Annotated in this window: 14 protein-coding genes, 1 tRNA gene and 1 other RNA gene; 13 read left to right on the top strand and 3 right to left on the bottom strand. The window is 29.5% G+C overall.

The genetic code is table 11. From position 1 onward, the window contains the following. Positions 1–19: 19 nt before the first annotated feature. The 6 genes from HLB29_RS05365 (at position 20) to HLB29_RS05340 (ending at position 9,389) form a co-directional block, all read left to right on the top strand. A complete protein-coding gene (locus tag HLB29_RS05365; protein ID WP_185624112.1) occupies positions 20–1,246 on the top strand; it encodes a metallophosphoesterase family protein in 1,227 nt (408 codons plus the stop codon). Continuing rightward, a complete protein-coding gene (locus HLB29_RS05360) occupies positions 1,233–4,847 on the top strand; it encodes an AAA family ATPase (RefSeq protein ID WP_185624111.1) in 3,615 nt (1,204 codons plus the stop codon). Before HLB29_RS05365 ends, HLB29_RS05360 begins: the two co-directional genes overlap by 14 nt. Positions 4,848–5,023: 176 nt before the next feature. Beyond that, positions 5,024–6,352, top strand: a complete 1,329-nt coding sequence (locus HLB29_RS05355; protein ID WP_185624145.1) for an HlyC/CorC family transporter — start codon at positions 5,024–5,026, stop codon at positions 6,350–6,352. 159 nt (positions 6,353–6,511) lie between these two features. After that, positions 6,512–7,360: an NAD(+)/NADH kinase gene (locus HLB29_RS05350; RefSeq protein ID WP_185624110.1), complete on the top strand. Its 849-nt coding sequence runs from the start codon at positions 6,512–6,514 to the stop codon at positions 7,358–7,360. Positions 7,361–7,417: 57 nt separating this feature from the next. Then, positions 7,418–8,347 carry an RluA family pseudouridine synthase gene (locus HLB29_RS05345; protein ID WP_185624109.1) on the top strand — a complete coding sequence of 310 codons (930 nt, stop codon included), beginning with the start codon at positions 7,418–7,420 and terminating at the stop codon, positions 8,345–8,347. A gap of 31 nt (positions 8,348–8,378) precedes the next feature. Further along, a complete protein-coding gene (locus HLB29_RS05340) occupies positions 8,379–9,389 on the top strand; it encodes a nucleoid-associated protein (protein ID WP_185624108.1) in 1,011 nt (336 codons plus the stop codon). A 174-nt stretch (positions 9,390–9,563) separates the two neighbouring features. Here the strand turns inward: HLB29_RS05340 and acpP are convergent, their stop codons facing one another. Further along, the gene (gene acpP / locus HLB29_RS05335) at positions 9,564–9,791 is read right to left on the bottom strand and encodes an acyl carrier protein (RefSeq protein ID WP_185624107.1); all 228 of its coding nucleotides are present in this window, start codon (positions 9,789–9,791) and stop codon (positions 9,564–9,566) included. Between the two features lie 275 nt (positions 9,792–10,066). Between acpP and HLB29_RS05330 the strand changes: the two genes are divergently transcribed. The 4 genes from HLB29_RS05330 (at position 10,067) to HLB29_RS05315 (ending at position 13,295) form a co-directional block, all read left to right on the top strand. Then, entirely contained in the window at positions 10,067–11,092 is a 1,026-nt protein-coding gene (locus HLB29_RS05330) for a LacI family DNA-binding transcriptional regulator (protein WP_185624106.1), read from the top strand. Positions 11,093–11,173: 81 nt separating this feature from the next. Continuing rightward, positions 11,174–11,358, top strand: a non-coding RNA gene (ssrS, locus tag HLB29_RS05325) — 6S RNA. A gap of 165 nt (positions 11,359–11,523) precedes the next feature. Then, on the top strand, positions 11,524–12,945 hold the full coding sequence (gene pdxR, locus HLB29_RS05320; RefSeq protein ID WP_243155086.1) for a MocR-like pyridoxine biosynthesis transcription factor PdxR: 1,422 nt from the start codon (positions 11,524–11,526) through the stop codon (positions 12,943–12,945). Between the two features lie 143 nt (positions 12,946–13,088). After that, a complete protein-coding gene (locus HLB29_RS05315; protein WP_185624104.1) occupies positions 13,089–13,295 on the top strand; it encodes a DUF896 domain-containing protein in 207 nt (68 codons plus the stop codon). An 80-nt stretch (positions 13,296–13,375) separates the two neighbouring features. On the opposite strand, the gene HLB29_RS05310 is transcribed toward HLB29_RS05315, so the two are convergent. Both HLB29_RS05310 and HLB29_RS05305 read right to left on the bottom strand, forming a co-directional pair. Next, positions 13,376–14,293: a selenium metabolism-associated LysR family transcriptional regulator gene (locus tag HLB29_RS05310; RefSeq protein WP_185624103.1), complete on the bottom strand. Its 918-nt coding sequence runs from the start codon at positions 14,291–14,293 to the stop codon at positions 13,376–13,378. Between the two features lie 537 nt (positions 14,294–14,830). After that, positions 14,831–14,914: transfer RNA gene (locus tag HLB29_RS05305), tRNA-Leu, on the bottom strand. 164 nt (positions 14,915–15,078) lie between these two features. Here HLB29_RS05305 and polA point away from each other — a divergent pair. The 3 genes from polA to HLB29_RS05290 are packed head-to-tail and all read left to right on the top strand — an operon-like array spanning position 15,079 to position 18,894. Beyond that, on the top strand, positions 15,079–17,727 hold the full coding sequence (polA, locus tag HLB29_RS05300) for a DNA polymerase I (RefSeq protein ID WP_185624144.1): 2,649 nt from the start codon (positions 15,079–15,081) through the stop codon (positions 17,725–17,727). A gap of 20 nt (positions 17,728–17,747) precedes the next feature. Next, positions 17,748–18,347, top strand: coding sequence for a dephospho-CoA kinase (gene coaE, locus HLB29_RS05295; protein WP_185624102.1), 600 nt, complete (start codon positions 17,748–17,750; stop codon positions 18,345–18,347). Between the two features lie 4 nt (positions 18,348–18,351). Beyond that, positions 18,352–18,894: a lytic transglycosylase domain-containing protein gene (locus tag HLB29_RS05290; protein ID WP_185624101.1), complete on the top strand. Its 543-nt coding sequence runs from the start codon at positions 18,352–18,354 to the stop codon at positions 18,892–18,894. The last annotated feature ends 23 nt before the right edge of the window (positions 18,895–18,917 follow it).

Genomic DNA, 18,917 nt, shown 5'->3' with positions numbered 1-18,917 from the left:
GATAGGGCAGGAGGATTAAATGAAGATAATACATACATCGGATTGGCATTTGGGAAAATATCTCGAAGGCTATTCAAGATTAGATGAACAAATGGAGTTTTGTAATGATTTTGTGGAACTCGTAAATAGAGAAGACGCCAAGTTAATATTAATTGCCGGAGATATTTACGATACATCGAATCCTCCTGCAAATGCTGAATCTTTATTTTACGACACTGTGACCAGAATCGCTGATAATGGAAAGAGATGTGTTTTTGTGATTGCCGGAAATCACGATAATCCTGATAGATTAGAGGCAATAAATCCGCTTGCATCTAAATCCGGAATAATAATAATGGGATATCCAAAAAGTAAGGCTGAAGTTGCCGAATACGAGGGATTTAAAATAATTAAGGCAGAGGAGGGCTATACTAAATTAAACATAGACGGGACAGATATAAATATAGCGAGTTTACCTTATCCTAGTGAAAAAAGATTAAATGAGGTATTTTCCGATTTTGAAGAAATACAAGAGATGCAAAAAACATATTCAGAAAAAGTAGGAGAAATTTTTCAAAGGCTTGAAGAAAATTTTTCGGAGGGGGAAATCAATATTGCTATTTCTCATTTATTCGTGGTTGGAAGTGAGATAAGTGATTCTGAGAGAAGAATAGAATTAGGTGGTTCATTATTGGTGAATAAAAGTGATTTACCGAAGAAATCTCAATATACAGCTCTTGGACATATACATAAACCACAGACGGTATCAAAATTATATAATGCATACTATTCGGGATCTCCTATTCAATATAGCAAGACTGAAAGAAATACGGCAAAGTCTGTGAGAATTATAGATATTGTACCGGATAAAGAGGCTGATATCAGAGAAGAATATATTAAAAATTATAAACAAATATCACTTTTTAAGTGTGATAATATAGATGATGCTCTAAAAGTATGTAGAGAAAAAAGTGAAGAGGATATATTTGCATATTTTGAGATAATCACTGATGATTCTATAGAGCCGGAAATTATTCGAGAGATGAAAAAACTCATGAAAAGTATATTGGAGATTAAACCTGTCATAAAAAATATAGACTATGGAAATAGAGAAGAAGTAGTCGATATAAATAAAGGAAATATAAAAACTTTCTTTTTAGATTTTTACAAAACACAGAGTGGTGGTTTTGAACCCGGTGAAGATATTGTAAAACTTTTTGAAAAATTAATAAGTAGTTCGGAGGTGGATTCTGATGAAGCCGATTAGATTAGAGATTGAAGGGATAAATAGCTATGCAAAAAAACAGATAGTAGATTTTGAAAAATTGACTTCTAGAGGAATCTTTGGTATTTTTGGAAAAACAGGGAGCGGAAAATCCACTATATTAGATGCCATTACCCTTGCACTGTATGGAAATATAGCTAGAGGAACAAAAGAATTTATTAATTCCGGTTGTGAAAAAGCCACAGTAGACTATGAGTTTGAAATTGGTCAGGGCAGGGACAGATATATTTATAAAATTTCAAGAAGATTTAAAAAGAAAGTAAATGGAAACAAAACGACTTTTGGCAGTGACTATGTAAGATTGATGAAAAAATCAGCATTTGAAAATCAGGATTACGATATAATAGCAGATAAAGTAAGTGATACAAATAGATGTATTAAAGATATATTGGGATTAGAAGAAAGTGATTTTTTAAAGTCCGTTGTTTTGCCACAGGGAAAATTCAATGAATTTCTTACATTGGATGGAAAAAATAGAAGAAATATGCTTGAAAGAATATTTAACCTGGAAGAATATGGCACTGAATTAAATATAAAATTGGGTAGAGAAAAAAATAAGGTAAATTCCTCCATAGATATATTAAATGCCAGACTTTCCGAATATCCGGATGTAAATTTAGAGGCTAAGGAAAAGCTTGAAAAAGAAGTGGAATTTTATACTAAAAATGTAAATGAGATAAATGAGAAACTTTCTTTAGAAAATAAAAAACTCATCGAATATCAAGCCGTTTATGATTTATGTATAGAAAGAGAATCGATATTAAGGGAAATTGAGGAATTGGAAAGCCGAAAAGAAGAGATAAACTCAATAAATAGTAAAGTAGAGTTATCGGATAAGGCGAATTTAGTAAAACCCGAAATAGATAAGATATATATAATACAGAAAAATATATCAGATATAGAAAAAAATATGGATGATATAAAACAAAAAAAATCTTCTATGGATGGATTATATGAAATGCTTAAAACTGATTATGATGAAATTTTGAAAAAGAAAGAAAATATATCTGATTTTAGAATTGCGAGAAAAGATATAGAGAGATTAATAGAAATAGATAGAGAATTATTTGTTTTAAGGGATAAAGAAATTTCATCTTCAAAATTTGTATTGGATTTTGAAAAATCTATTGAAGAACTTAAAAATGAAATGGCTGAAATAGAGAAAAAAGTGAAGTTATTGGAAGAATTAAAGGAAAATAACGAAAAAATATTGAATGAAAATAAAGTAGATAGAAAGTACAAAAATATTGTATTGGATGCTTTGAATCTTGAAAATGAGCATATAAGGCTGTCCAAGGAGATAGAAAAAGAGAATGAATATATAGAAAAAGAACGAACTGAGTTAAAATCTCTTTTAAATAAATTAGAAATAAGCGATAAATTTATAGATAAAAAAGAAGAAGAGATAGGAAATATTATAAATTCAATATTTGAACAGGAAAAAATTGAAACATTGGACGATGATATGTTAAACGAAATTTCAAGAAAAATTCTATATCTTGAAAACGAGATTTCATCAGTTAAGGATTTAGAGACCAAAATCACGGTATTAAGTCAAAAAAAATCAGATAATTTGGATATAATTAGGACTAATAGAGAAAAAGAAAGTATATTGAAAGTCGAAATTGATAATATTGATAAAATAATTAGAGAAACAGAAGAAAAGATTGAAAAAAGAGAAGTTGATGATTTAAGTCAAAAAATAAGAATTTCCTGGATTGAGAATTTTCATAGTGGTGACAGATGTCCGGTGTGTAATAGCCATATAGAAAGTATAGATGTTATATCCGGAGATAAGAATACACTATATTCAAATATTGGAAGAACGATTGAAGAAAAGAAAAAACTCGAACAGTTTAATGAAAAGAGAGACGGACTGTACAGATCTCTTATTGAATTATCTACAAGAATAAATTTTGATATAGAAAAAGATAAAAAATTTGATTCGGAGTTAGAAGAAAAAAATAAAGAACTAAATAAAAGGAATTCTGAAGAATTAGAAAAAAATGTAATTGAAATTTCCTCATATAGAGAAAATCAGAGAGAACTTAGGGAAATTAAATATAAGAATATAGAGAAATTAAATCAACAAAAACTGACGATAGAAAAGGAAAAGGAAGATTTGGTTAGGAATAAAATTGCGATCAAAACTTCTATTGAGTCTAAGGAGTCTATAATTTTTACACATTCCGGTAAAATATCCGAGATTGAAAAAATCAGAAAAGATGTTTTAGAAAAACTATTAGATATAAAAGAAAAAAATTGTTTGTCAGATATCGAAAAAGTATATAACGAAATATGTGCAAAAGAAGAAATTTTCGATAAGACAAGTGAGGATAATAAATTAATTTTAGTAGATTTGGAAAATAATAAATTGAAACTACAAAAAAATGCGGATGAAAAAACAAAGCTGGAACTTGATTTTAGGCTTGAAACATCAAAATTATCTAGGATAAAAGAGGATATTGAAAAAACGGATATTAAACTAAAAGAGGTTCACAAAAATTTAGATTGGAATCTTTTTCAAGAAAGCAATGTAGATACCGATGATTATTCGGGAGTATTGAAATTTATAGATTTATATGAGAAAGAGACACTAGATTTATATGAAAAAACCAAAGTTGAAATTGAAAATCTGGACGGGGAAATAAATAAATTGGAAACTCTTATTAATAAAATGGAGGTAGAAAAAGATAGCAATAACAAACTTGTATTACATCAGCAACAAATAATTGATGAATTAATAGAAAAATTTGATTTTTTATCTATTGAGGATGTAATAGCCAATTACTGTGTAGATGAAGAGTTAAATCGCTATAAAAAAAACATAGACGATTATGAAAAAAATGTATTTGAATCAAATATTAAGCTAGATGAAAATAGCAAAAAGTTAGCAGGAAGAAATATTAAAAAAGAAGAACTGGAGAATCAAAAAAGTATTTGTGACAGTATTCAAATAGAATTGGATGAAAATAAGGATAAAAAGTCCAAAACTGTTCATGAATTAGAAAAAATGGAAAAAAGCCTTTTACAGGTAGGGGATATTCTCGATAAATTGAAGTTAAAACAGAAAAACAAAGATTCAATAGTAGTATTAGAGAAAGTATTGAGAGGGAATAAATTTGTGGAATATCTTTCTCAAATTTATTTAAAAAATATAGTATATGAGGCATCTGAGAGACTGAGTGAAATTACAAATGAAAGATATTCACTAGAGATAGATTCCGAATATACCTTTGTTGTAAGGGATAATTTCAATGGCGGTATTAGAAGGGCTGCAGATACTTTATCAGGAGGAGAAACATTTTTAACTTCTTTAGCATTGGCTTTGGCTCTCTCATCGCAAATTCAATTAAAGGGAAGAGCAGCTTTGGAATTTTTCTTTTTAGATGAGGGATTTGGAACGTTAGATTCCGAACTCCTAGACACCGTTATGGAATCTTTGGAAAAATTAAAAAGCAATACCATGAGTGTAGGTATAATTTCTCATGTTGAAGAATTGAAAAATAGAATACCTATGAAATTATTGGTGGAAATGGATTCGGTCGAATCAACTTCAATAGTTAGAATAGAAAACAGTTAGTAAAAAAGTGATATATACCCTCTTTACCGGACAACCGGCAAGGAGGGTACATATCAAAGAGTCAAATATTTCGAATTTTCAGGCTTGGTTAAATATGCATTGGAATAGATATTTATAATGTTTTGTGTTATAATTATGAGGTATAGATATACATTAATAATAGGGGAGTGATTTTTTTGGAACCTGGTGGTCTGTGGATTCAGGTATTAATATTAGTAGTATTGATTTTAATATCAGGATTCTTTTCCGCATCTGAAACTGCTTTGATGTCAGTTAGTAGAGTAAAAATCAGACATCTTAAAGAAGAGGGAGTAAAGGGTGCTAATGTAGCTGAAAAGTTAATATCAAAACCAAAAAAGTTATTGAGTACAATTCTTGTAGGAAATAATGTTGTAAATATAGCAGCTACATCAATTTCTACATCTTTATTGGTGAGTATTTTTGGTAATCAGGGAGTTGCCATGGCAACTGCTATAATGACAGTTTTAGTATTAGTTTTTGGTGAAGTAACACCGAAATCTATAGCTTCAAACAATAAGGAACGAGTATCTCTTGCGGTGGCAAAAATACTGAATGCTTTGATTATTATTCTATCACCGGTAGTTTTTGTTGTGAACTTAATTACTACAGCAATATTTAAGATTTTTAGGATACAGGATGATGATCCTAAATCGCTTATTACTGAAGAAGATTTAAAGGTAATGGTAAATGTAAGTCATGAAGAAGGTGTACTTGAGCAGGAAGAAAGAACCATAATTAATAACGTATTTGAATTCGGAGATATGAAAGCCGAAGATGCTATGGTACAAAGAATTGATATGGTGACTGTATCTTTGGATGATACCTATGATGAAGTATTGCAAGTATTTAAAGAAGATAAGATGAGTAGATTACCTGTCTACAAAGAAAATATTGATGATATTGTAGGTGTATTGAATATAAAGGATATAATTTTTTTGTCGGATGATGAAGAGAAAAATTTCTGTGTTGAAAAATATATGAGAGAACCCTTTTTTACCTATGAATTTAAAAAAATATCTCAATTGCTGGAAGAAATGAAAGTAGCCAAGACTCAAATTGCAATAGTACTTGATGAGTACGGCGGGACTTCCGGATTATTGACTGTAGAAGACTTGATTGAGGTATTAGTCGGCGATATAGAGGACGAGTATGATGAAGAAGATGATGAAATTGTAAAACTTGGAGAAAATGAATATCTTGTCGACGGTAGTGCAAAGATAAGTGATGTTAATGAGTTTTTATATTATAATTTAGAATCAGATGAGTTCGATTCTATAGGGGGTTATATACTTGGACATTTAAATGGGCTTCCTGATGAGGGAGAAGTAATAGAATTAAACGATTCGGTGATCGTGGAAATTCTTTCTCTCGATAAAAACAGGATAGAAAGTATAAAGATGCATGTGAAGGAAATCGAGAAATCAGATGATGAAATATCCTTTAAAGAATATATAGAAAAAGAAAATAGTAAAGACAACGATTAATACAATTTAAATAAGCTTAAAGAGTGGATTACCTTATTTTATCCGCTCTTTTTTAATGAAAAATGATATTATATTTCTTAATCGAATTGCTTTTGTAGGTCTATTGGTGTAAAATTTATTGTACAAACATTGAAAAATTTTCATGAGGGGTAATGAAAAATGAGTAAAAATATTACGTTAAGGTCGAATCATCTCGAAATTTCCAATAAGATTAAAAAAATATTGATAGATAAATTCAGATCCATCGGATATAGTACTAGTGAGAATATTACAAAGGACACAGAACTGGTCATTTCTATAGGAGGAGATGGTTCTTTTTTAAAGACAGCAAGAGAATTAAATTTTCCGGAAATTCCTTTTTTCTGCGTGAATACAGGTCATTTGGGTTTTTTTGCTGAAATTTTGCCAGATGAAAAAGAGATAGATTTTTTTATAGAATCATATTTAAAAGGTGATTATGATATAAATGAATTACCACTGTTGGAAGCAGAAATAAAGATGGAAAATAAATCTAGAGTGGAGTATGCAATAAATGAATTAGTTGTAAGAGGGAATAGATCCAGAACTGCTCATTTGAATTTATTTGTAAATGGTAATTATATGGAAACATTTAGTGGAGACGGTCTTATTTTGTCTACATCTACCGGATCTACAGCATATAATTATTCGGCAGGTGGAAGTATAGTGGATAATAGGCTTAAAATACTTCAAATTACACCAATTTCGCCGATTAGTACAAACGCTTTTAGAAGCTTTACATCCAGCATAATATTGCCGGTAGATAATACGGAAATTTCTATAAATCCGGAGTATAAATCAGATAAATCCATATTAATAGTAGTTGATGGTGAAGAAACAAAATATACAGATGTAGAAAAGATACAAATGCGCAATACTAATAAAAAGGTAAAATTGATAAGACTTTCTGACTATGAGTTTTGGGATAGAGTTTATATGAAGTTTTTAAAGACATACGATTATAAGTTAAATGAAATAAAGTTTAAATAGTAATATGTAAAAATATATTAATTTACATTTCAAAAATATGTAAAAAGGTGGTATTAAGTGTTTATTGAAGGAAAACAAGAATGGAATAAATTTGTAATAGAAGTAGAAGAGGATAGCAAAATAAAAGATTTTTTAATAGATAATCTGGGATTTTCTGTTAGGTCTATTTCAAAACTTAAAAATAAAAAAAATTTATTTGTAAATGATGAATATAAAAAACCTACAGGTAATATCAAAAAAGGGGATATTATAATGATTCCGATTATTGAAGAACCCTCTGGTTTTAACCCCCAAAATTTAGGGGTTAGGTGCATATATGAGGATTTCGATTTGCTTATAATGGATAAACCTCCGTTTATGGTAGTGCATCCGACCAAAAGTCATACGGATAAAACACTTGCAAATGCAGTATCTTATTATATACAGTCTAAATCTGAATATCCAAAAATAAGATTTGTAAATAGACTGGATATGAATACTTCGGGAATCGTTGTAGTGGCTAAAAATGCATATGCACATCATAAACTATCTGTTGAAATGTCCGATAACAATGTAGAAAAAATATACATTGCTGTAGTAAAGGGATGTATAAAAGAAGATACTGGAACTATAGATTTGCCCATCTATAGAGAGAGCGATGATAGTATAAAAAGATGTGTTGATGATAGGGGACAAAATTCTGTAACACATTTTAAAGTTATTCAAAGAATGAAAGATGCCACTGTTGTAATGTTGAAGTTGGATACTGGAAGAACACATCAAATCAGAGTTCATCTATCGCATTTGGGATATGGGATAATAGGTGATGAGCTTTATGGACATGTGGATAAAAATTTGATTGATAGACAAGCTCTACACGCATATAAAATAGGAATTACCCAACCCAGAACATCAACTAGAATTGAGGTCTGTGCAGAATTGCCCGATGATATAAAAAAATTGATATTAAATTGTGGCGGAACATTAGATATGGATCTTTCTTGGTAGATAAATATATAAATTAATTTAGGAGGAAAAAATGATTATAAATAAATTTATAATACATGTACTTGATAAAAATTCCGACTTTCCGGTGTTAAATGACATTGAAAATATGATTTCACCTGAAACAGATGCGTTTTATCAAAAAGTTATTAGAAGGATATTAAGAGATGATGATTTAAGAAAAGCTACTTTCGATAATTATCAGGAAAATGAAATTAGAGTTTGTTGCGACCATATTATTTATGATGAAAAATCTTTTGTTATGAGTTCAAAAGCAATTGCAGGATTTATGTTTGACGCTATGAAGGTAAATGCTGAACTTGATTCTTGTGATTTGGCGGTAGTATTGTTTACTCATAAGGATCAGAAGCAAGTAGCAATTATAAAGTTGGATTATAAAAAATTATATACACATGAAATAGGATATAATGAAGAAAATGAGACTGTATCTATAAAAATGGTTACAAATGATATAGGAATTCAAGATTCACAAAAAATAATCCATGCAGCGCTGGTAGGTGTGAGTGGAATAAACGACGAATGGCATTTTCAAGTTTTAGATAAGGTCGCCGAGAAACAAGAGGCGGACTCAAGTTTTGTAACCGAATTTTTAAAGTCAAAGAAAGTTAAAGATGAAAAGTTTTTAACTAAATCATTTAGAAATACTACCGATAATTGGATTACAAATGCATATGGAAATGATGTAAAATCAGCAGAGAGTGTGAGGAGTATGCTTAATTTTACTTTAAGAGAAGGCAATGATGTAGATATAGATAAATTTATAGAAGATAGCATAGTCGAAGAAGAGAGAAAGCAAAGTTTTAAAGAACTTATGGAAGATAGGGAAATAGATAATCAATTTCCAATAGATAAGACTTGGGTAGAAAAAAAATTAAAAAGAAGAGCTATTAAGACAAATACGGGATTTGATATAAAGGGATTACTGGATGATTTTGAAGATCCTATGAAATATTCCATTAAGAGAAATGATGATGGAACAGTTGACATTACCCTTAAAAACATAGAATTTTATGAGGAGAAATAATCGCAAATTTTTATATAATTATAATTTTAATATCACTATAAAAAGAGGGCAGACGCCCTCTTTGTTGAAATTAGAATAATTTGGTATTGATTTTAGCATATTTACAAAAAAATAATTCATATGATAATCCATTATTTATACTATGTATGAATTATTATTGCGATATTGTAATCTTTACTTAAGTTCTTCTAAAAAATTAATAATATCAGCTATTGTTCTTACACCTTCAATATCTTCATCAGGAATTTTGATATCAAATTCTTCCTCGATATTCATTATTATTTCGACAGCATCCAGAGAGTCTGCATCTAAATCTTCCATTAAATCAGTATCCATAGTAATTACACTATCATCATCTAGATTTAATTGTTCGACGATGATTTCTTTTATTTTTTCAAACATTTATATATCCTCCAATTTTAAATAATCAATTTAAACTCATAATCATCAACCAATTGTCTGCTTGTATAATAGTATATTAATATAGGATCTATTTTTTTTCAATAAAAAAAACAAAAAAACTATATTTATTTTAGCGGATGGTATATAATGGAAAATAGGGAAAACATGATTAAATCGATTATTATTCAAAAATATATGTACAAACGTTCGTGAAAAAATTGTAATGGTATTTTAATTATATTAAATTTTATAAGTAAAAGAAAGGATATGAGTATATGGTAACTAAAAAGCCTACTACAATAAAAGATGTAGCAAAGCAAGCAGGTGTATCGATTTCAACGGTATCTAGAGTGATAAATGATTCAAAGCCTGTAACCAATGAAGTGAAGCAAAGGGTATTGGATGTAATAAAAGAAACCGGTTATGTTCCAAATCCTCTTGCTAGAAGTTTGGTAACTAGAAAAAGCAATTTAATAGGTGTGATTGTGCCGGAAGTTACGGATACTTTTTCTGCAGAGGTGCTTAACGGTATTGAAGAAATATCAAAAATGTATAATTATGATATTTTATTGGCGAATACTTATTCCGAAAGAGATTTAGAAATAAAGAGCATCGACCTGTTAAAGACAAAACAAGTCGAGGGAATGGTAGTTATTTGTTGGGATATAGATCAGGAGTTGGTTGATATAATTGAGAAGAGCGGAATACCAGCTGTATATATAAGCAAAACGAATAGGGATTTTGATATCTATAACGTAGCTACAAAAAATGAGCCGGCTGCCAGAGATATGACCAATTTCCTGATTGAAAAGGGGCACAAGAAAATATCGTTAATGAGAACAAATTACCAGATTTCAAATCTTTCAGATTCGAGATTAAATGGATATAAAAAGGCATTGGAGGAAAACAATATACCTTATGATGAAAGTATTGTAAAAGCATGTGGTACAACATATGCAGATGGATATATGGCCGCAAAAGAACTTTTATCAAGCAACAATATTCTGGATGCTATTTTTGCAACAAGTGATGAAGCTGCTATAGGAGCTATCAATGCCTGCTTTGATATGGGGTATTCTGTTCCGGATGATATTTCAGTGGCAGGATTCAATGATGTGGAGTTTGCAAAAATGTACAGACCAAAATTGACCACAGTTTCTCAACCTTTATTTGATATAGGTGCTGTAGCTTTAAGGATGATTATAAAAATAATCAGAGGAGAAGAAATTGATGAAAAGAAAGTAAAACTTCCATATAGAATTATAGATAGAGAAAGTGTATCAGATAGAAATAACAAGTAAGAAAACATTTTTAAAAAAAGTCAAGAGGTAATAAATATTTAAAATACTTTAAATATTTATTCAGTTGTTGTATAATATAAATACGAACTGGAACATACGATAAGGCTATATATAAGTTCAACCTACATATTTAATACGGGAGACTTTGTTCATATATAAGTATGATATGCCTGTTTATGTTCGGGACTTCAAAAAGTATAAGGCGAGTCACCCACCTGGGTGAATCTCGGGTGTGAATTTAATCAGGTCTACGGTGTTTTGGGATCAAGAGTGTTGCATTTGCAGCACTCTTGTTTTGAATATGTAAAAGTTATTTTAAATACTTAAAGTATGTTGAAACTATAAAACCGGGAGTATTTCCCATTTTACGTATATCACTTATTCTATCTTGTTAAAATATGCTAAAATTTAGAAACAGGGGAGGGATTGATTTGGAAAAATATAATGTTTTTTTTGATGGAAAAGGTGCTAAATATATTCAGATTTATAATTTGATTAAAAAATTGATATTTGAAAAAAAAATATTGCCAAATGAAAAACTCCCATCTATACGAAAATTATCCTCGTTTTTAGGGGTAAATAGCATCACAATTGTTAAAGCATATGAATTATTGGAATCTGAAGGATATATATATAAGAAATCAGGTAGCGGTTCATTTGTCAGAGAGCAAAAAAATAATTATGGTAAAATAAAAATTGAGAATCATAGTAATGTATATAGATTAGATACCGGAAATCCATCTTCGGATATGTTTCCCATAAAAGATTTCAAAGATGCTATTAATATTGCCTTAGATGAAGACTCTGAGGATATATTCGATTATGATGAAGGAAATGGAGTTCCGAATCTAAAAAAAGCAATGGTAAATTATTTATCGGAGCTAGGCATAAAATCATCATCTGATAATTTGTTAATAATCTCAGGAGCACAACAGGGAATTGATATTGTGTGTAAGACTCTCGTGGATTATTCGGATGTTGTATTTATTGAAGAGCCGACATATTATGGGGCTTTAGGAGTATTAAAAAGCAGAAATGCAAAATTAGTAAGTATTCCCATGCTTAATGACGGAATTGATATAGGAATATTAAAATTGAAACTCGAGCGGATAAGACCTAAAATGCTATATGTAATGCCGAATTTTCAAAATCCAACGGGTATTTCATATAGCGAAACAAAAAAGAAAAAGTTGATTGAGTTGGCTGAAGAGTACGATTTTTATATATTGGAAGATGATTTTATAAGTGATTTTAAATTTCAATCAAATAATAACCAAACTCTAAAGAGTTATGATATTTATGACAGGGTTATATATATAAAAAGTTTTTCTAAAATATTGATGCCCGGTCTGAGAGTGGGAGTATTATATATACCGCCGGAACTTGTGAATAGAGCTTTGTTATCAAAATATAGCTCGGATATTTCAACCTCTACACTGATACAAAAATCACTATTTTATTATATGGATAGATTCGAGTGGAAGGAACATATGAAGATAGTCGGGGATATTTATACTGAAAAATTTATATTCACAAAGAAATATTTGAAGGAAAAATTAGATGGGAAATTAAAATTGATAGAAACAGCAGGAGGAATTAACTTTTTTCTAGAGCTTAGAAGAGGTTTTTTTTCAAGTGATTTTGTGAATTTTATTCTTGATAAGGGCGTTGCGGTGCAACCGGGATCCATATACTATGATAACGATATTGATGATAGGTTTTTCAGAATAAATATTGCGAGAGAAAATATTGATAGGATAAAGGAAGCAATCGACATTATAAGTGATAATATTGATACATTCTATGAAAAATTTAGTGAAATTCATAGTTTGAATAATGATAAGTTGAAGTAAATCTCATTTGTGAAATATAATAAGTTGAAGTAAATATCATCTGTCAAATATAATAAATATAAGTAAATATGATTTGTATATTGACTTAGTATGATATTTTAATTAAAATAGCTATATGATTTATTAATGGAAGGAGTGTTTTTATGGATTTAGTGAATGAGTTTGACAAGAATAAATTGGCTAGAATTAATGAACTGGCAAAAATTGCAAAGAAGAGAGAACTTACGAAAGAGGAGACTGAAGAAAGGGCTATTCTTAGAAAGGAATTCCTGGAAAATTTCAGAGCGGGGTTTAAGCAACAGTTGGATAATATAACTGTAGTAACTCCAGATTCTTCAGAGCTTCAATAAAATTACTAAAAAAGGGACTAATCCATAAGATGAAAATATTGGCTTTTGGATTAGTCCCTTTTTTATTATTTTCACATACTCTATTCTCCAATTTCTATGCCTAAATTATAGAAACTTGAAAAATATTCCAAGAATTTTTTTTCAGTAGGAGTAAAAAATTTTTTCTTAGAGAATAAAAAATAGAAGTTTCTTTCAAATTTTAAATTTTTTATTCTATATGATTTTATTTCTCCTCTTTCTATCATGTCCTTTACAGATATCAAAGATACAAATGAGCATCCAAGACCATTTTTTACCATTTCAATAATAGCGTTATTTGATTCTACATGTGCTCTGACGTTTAGTGTAGATATAGGTACAGAACTGGAATTAAGTGTGTTAACTATCAAATTCCTAGTACCCGAACCTTCTTTTCTCATTATAAAGATTAAATCTTTTAGTTCGTTTATATTTATATATCCGTTCTCATTTTTAATTTCACACTTACTAGGGCATATCAATACAAGCTCATCATTAATTAAATCTATATATCTAATATGAGGATGTTTGCTTTTTGAACCTACTATTCCGAAAGTCACTCTTTCACTAAGTATTTCTGGAACAACTAAATTGGAGTCACAATGATCAATTGTAAAAGTTATATTTGGATATTCATCACAAAAAGTCTTTAAAAATTTTGGAAGAATATAAGCTTCAGGTATAGAGCTACAGACCAAATTTAGAGCACCACTGATTTTACCGGAATATTCTTTTATATCATAAAGGGCTTTTTTACAATCATTTAGAATGATAATTGCATGATTGTATAAAACTTTTCCAGAGTCAGTTAGAGTAATAGTTTTATTGTTTCTATTAAGTAACACGCACTGCATTTCATTTTCCAGGTTTTGAATATGTGAACTTACAGTTGGTTGAGTTAGAAATAATTCTCTAGCTGCTTTTGAGAAACTTTTGTGTTTTGCAACTGCGACAAAAACCTCTAATTGCTTTATATCCATATATTCCCTCCATTCAATTTATTAATTCAATTATACTATAAAATTAGTAGAAATTATAGATATAACTTATTATTTATATAGAAAAAAACTATATGAAAATAATTTCTAAAAAACCATGTTAAAATTTAAATTAAATATATTGACAATTTACATAATTATGTTATTATTTAAAATATAGAAATGAAATATTTAATTTCATTTTTATAAGTATAATTACCCTATAAAAACTGATGGCGAACTCCCTCACATCCTCGTGCCATCAGGGCTATTTTTTCCTATAGATGGTACCCTCCATCTATAGGTTTTTGCTATCTATATGAAAAAAAATTAAGTGTATATTATTATTTACAAAAAAATAAATTGAATTAATATATATTTATAAATTTTTTTTATAAAAAGGATTTCATGGTAATAAAGTATAAAAAAACAATAAAAATAAAAAAATGAATAAAAAAGAATTAAAAACAAATAAAAAAAATAAATACTAATTTAGAATAATAAAAAACGTGAAGAATAATTCTTCACGTTTTTTATTAGTGCCGCTGGCCGGGGTCGAACCGGCACGATATCGCTATCGCAGGATTTTGAGTCCTGTGCGTCTGCCAATTCCGCCACAGCGGCAGGCTACTGCCAATCACATATATTATATTAACACAGAGAATAAAAAAAAACAAGAAAAAAAATGAATAATAAAAAATATATAATAGTTTTTGTGGTATAATCAGTATACATATGAAAAAATAATTATAAATTATTTATTAGGAAAGTGAGGAAAAACCGTGAATATGGAAGAAGAAAAGATATTATTGTTAATAGATGGTAACTCTATAATTAATAGAGCATTTTTTGCATTGCCTCCAATGGACAATGGAGAAGGATTACATACAAATGCAATTTATGGATTTCTCACAATGATGTTTAAAATGATTAAAAACTATAATCCATCTCATATTTCAGTGGCATTTGATTTAAAGGCACCTACTTTCAGACATAGATCATATACCGAGTATAAAGCCGGAAGAAAAAAAATGCCTTTCGAGCTGGGTATGCAGATAGAACCTCTAAAAAAGGTATTGGATGCATTTAATATTGATAGAAAAGAATTAGAAGGATATGAGGCCGATGATATAATAGGGACTTTATCTTTTGAAGCCGAAAACAAAGGTTATAAAGTGATTATCGTAACCGGAGATAAGGATGCACTTCAATTAGCTTCGGATAATACAACCGTATTGATAACAAAAAAAGGAATAGCGGAAGTTGAAGAATATGATAGAAAAGGTGTTATTGAAAGATATAACCTAACACCTGAACAGTTTATAGACCTAAAGGGATTAATGGGAGATAAATCCGATAATATTCCGGGTATTCCGGGGATAGGTGAAAAAACAGGTATAAAACTACTCTTGGAATACGATAGTGTTCAGGGGGTTATTGATAATGTAGATAAATTAAAAGGTGCTCAAAAGAAAAAAGTTGAAGATAATAAAGATTCTGCCATAATGAGCAAAGAATTGGCAACAATACTTAGAAGCGTTCCAATCAAATACACTTTAGATGATTTAAAATGGGGAGATTTTGAGGCGGAATCCGTCTTTAAATTGTTCCAAGAATATAAGTTTAACAGCTTAATTTCAAGAATTGCTGAACTTAGTGGTCAAAATGGCAATCAGGAAGAAAATATAGAAGTAAAGAAACTGGAAGATATAAAATCTTTTATCGAAAAAGTAAGTGAAAAAGGCTCATTATGTATAAAGATATTGTCAAAACAAGGAAATATACTAGATAAAAATATATATAAATCTTATTTTTCTATTGATGGAGAGGTCATTTTCTACCTGGACGGAGATGAGATACTAGAGTTAAAAGATTTGCTTGAGGACGAGTCTGTTGAAAAAATTGGATGTGAACTTAAAGCTGATTATATAGCATTAAGGCCATATGGAATAGAATTAAAAAATATTTCGTTTGATATAAGTATTGCGGAATATATAATTGATTCAAAATCGACAACTTCATATGAATTTGACTCGATTTCAAACAAGTATCTGTATAAAAAAGTTGCTTCAAAAGAAGATTTGCTAGGTAAAGGTGCTAAGGCTGTTGATTATCCGGATGTAGAAAAAACACAAATCGATGATTATGCGACAGGTATAATAAAAACCGTGTATGGAACGATTGAAAAAATGAAAGAAGCAATTAAAGAAGACGATATGGAAATGCTTTTTTACGATATGGAGATGCCGTTAGTAGAGGTATTGGGAGATATGGAATATACCGGTATATGTGTGGATAGTGGAATAATAGACACTTTAGAAAATGAATTTAAAGAAAAGATAGAAAAAACAGAAAGTAAAATTTTTGAGTATTCCGGTGAAAAATTCAATGTTAATTCACCTAAACAGTTAGGGGTAATTCTTTTTGAAAAACTAAAATTGCCTGTAATAAAAAAGACTAAGACCGGTTATTCTACAAATGCAGAGGTTCTTGAAAAATTAAAAAATCATCATCCTATTATAGATTTAATCACCGAATACAGAACGGTAACTAAGCTAAAATCGACTTATATTGATGGAATAAAGATGCTTATCAACGAAAAGGATGGAAGAATACATTCGAAATTTAATCAGACCATTACTACTACGGGAAGAATTTCTTCCACAGATCCCAATATGCAAAACATACCGGTTAGAACAGATATGGGTAGGCAGATAAGAAAAGTATTTGTATCGGAAAAAGGGAAAAAATTAGTTGATGCAGATTATTCGCAAGTTGAATTAAGAGTACTCGCCCATATGAGTGGGGATGAACACATGATAGAAGCATTTGAAAGTGGGGAAGACATACATAGAAAGACTGCTTCACAAGTATTTAATGTGCCTTTTGATGAAGTAACTCCAGAATTGAGAAGTGCAGCCAAAGCTGTTAATTTTGGAATAATATATGGAAAAAGTGACTTTGGTCTATCAGATGATTTAAATATCTCTATTGTCGAAGCTAGAAACTATATAAATAGTTACTTTGCCAAATATGAAAGTATAAAGGATTTTATGGATTTAATTGTAGCTTCTGCACAAGAAAAAGGATATTCAACTACTATTTTTAATAGAAGAAGATATATACCTGAGATAAAATCCAGTAATTTTATAGACAAAAATAGAGGCAAAAGAGCAGCGATGAATGCACCTATACAGGGAAGTGCTGCAGATATTATCAAAATAGCGATGGTAAACGTATATAATAGACTAAAAGAATATGGTTTAAAATCAAAACTTATATTACAAGTTCATGATGAATTAATAGTAGAAGCTACTTCAGATGAAGTGGAAAGGGTAAAGGAACTTTTAAAAGATGAAATGGAAAATGCTGTTAATTTAAAAGTGAATCTGGATGTTGATTTAAATGTAGGTGATTCTTGGTACGAAACCAAGTAGTCTAACAGGAGGTATTTTTTATGAATTCGACTACTCGCAAAAAAGTCATTGGACTAACTGGAAATATAGGATGTGGAAAAAGCAGTGTATCCAATGAATTCAGAAAATTTGGAGCAGATATTATAGATGCGGATATAATTTCCAGACAAATATTTGAAAAGAAAGAAGTGATAGATGAAATAAATGCATCTTTTCCGAAAGCGGTAGTGAATGGAAGAATTGATAGAAAAATTTTAGGCGACATAGTTTTTTCGGATAAAAAAATGCTGGAAAAATTAAATTTAATAACTCATAAAAAAATACTCTCTATAATAAAGGAAAAAATAAAAAATAGTGAATCAAATTTGGTTATTGTGGACGCAGCCTTGTTGTATGAAGCCGGGCTGGAAAATATAGTGGATAAAGTTATAGTTGTATATTGCAATGAAAAATTACAGATTGACAGAGTTATGAAAAGAGATAAAATATCTAGAGAAGATGCATTAAAACGCATTAAGAGTCAAATGAATCAGCAAATAAAAATTGATAAATCAGATTTTTGCATTGATAATTCGGGAGATATTGATGAATTGCATAATAAAGTCAAAAATATAGTTATTAAAGATGATAATTGGAGGTAGTAGTATGAGTAAAAAAATCAGAATTATTTCTCTGATTTTCGTTACTATTATTATTCTTGGTGTTAGTTATAAAAATATTATGAAATGTATATATCCATTAAAATATTCTGCTTTTGTTGAAAAATATTCAAAAGAATATGATTTGGATAAATATTTAATATATAGCATAATAAAAACCGAAAGCAAGTTTAAAGAAGATGCTGTATCTTATAAAAAAGCGAAAGGTCTGATGCAAATATCCGATGTTACTGCTTCCTGGGGAGGCAAAGAATTGGGAATAGAAAATGTAGATATATTTGATCCGGAAACTAATATAAATATCGGAGCGTGGTATTTAAATAGACTGGAAGATGAGTTCGATGGGAATTTGGAACTGGCTATAACGGCCTATAATGGCGGTTCAGGGAATGTAAGAAAGTGGTTAAAAGACAAGAGATATAGTAGGGATGGAAAAAACCTACAGAAGATTCCCTTTAAAGAAACCTCGGATTATACCTATAAAGTGCTTAAAAATTATGAAAGATATAAATCTTTATATCGGAAGTAATCTAATAAATTATCAACAGTATA

The sequence above is a fragment of the Peptostreptococcus canis genome, from assembly GCF_014229965.1.
Lineage (GTDB): Bacteria > Bacillota > Clostridia > Peptostreptococcales > Peptostreptococcaceae > Peptostreptococcus > Peptostreptococcus canis.
The sequence above is the reverse complement of the archived record's forward strand: the minus strand, read 5'-3'. Positions and strand labels throughout refer to the sequence as shown.

Excerpts from the sequence above, each read along its gene's own strand:
- polA (WP_185624144.1), top strand. The coding sequence starts at position 15,079 with ATGGAAGAAGAAAAGATATTATTGTTAATAGATGGTAACTCTATAATT.
- HLB29_RS05315 (WP_185624104.1), top strand. The coding sequence starts at position 13,089 with ATGGATTTAGTGAATGAGTTTGACAAGAATAAATTGGCTAGAATTAAT.
- HLB29_RS05340 (WP_185624108.1), top strand. The coding sequence starts at position 8,379 with ATGATTATAAATAAATTTATAATACATGTACTTGATAAAAATTCCGAC.
- HLB29_RS05310 (WP_185624103.1), bottom strand. The coding sequence starts at position 14,293 with ATGGATATAAAGCAATTAGAGGTTTTTGTCGCAGTTGCAAAACACAAA.
- coaE (WP_185624102.1), top strand. The coding sequence starts at position 17,748 with ATGAATTCGACTACTCGCAAAAAAGTCATTGGACTAACTGGAAATATA.
- acpP (WP_185624107.1), bottom strand. The coding sequence starts at position 9,791 with ATGTTTGAAAAAATAAAAGAAATCATCGTCGAACAATTAAATCTAGAT.
- HLB29_RS05365 (WP_185624112.1), top strand. The coding sequence starts at position 20 with ATGAAGATAATACATACATCGGATTGGCATTTGGGAAAATATCTCGAA.
- HLB29_RS05350 (WP_185624110.1), top strand. The coding sequence starts at position 6,512 with ATGAGTAAAAATATTACGTTAAGGTCGAATCATCTCGAAATTTCCAAT.
- HLB29_RS05290 (WP_185624101.1), top strand. The coding sequence starts at position 18,352 with ATGAGTAAAAAAATCAGAATTATTTCTCTGATTTTCGTTACTATTATT.
- HLB29_RS05360 (WP_185624111.1), top strand. The coding sequence starts at position 1,233 with ATGAAGCCGATTAGATTAGAGATTGAAGGGATAAATAGCTATGCAAAA.
- HLB29_RS05330 (WP_185624106.1), top strand. The coding sequence starts at position 10,067 with ATGGTAACTAAAAAGCCTACTACAATAAAAGATGTAGCAAAGCAAGCA.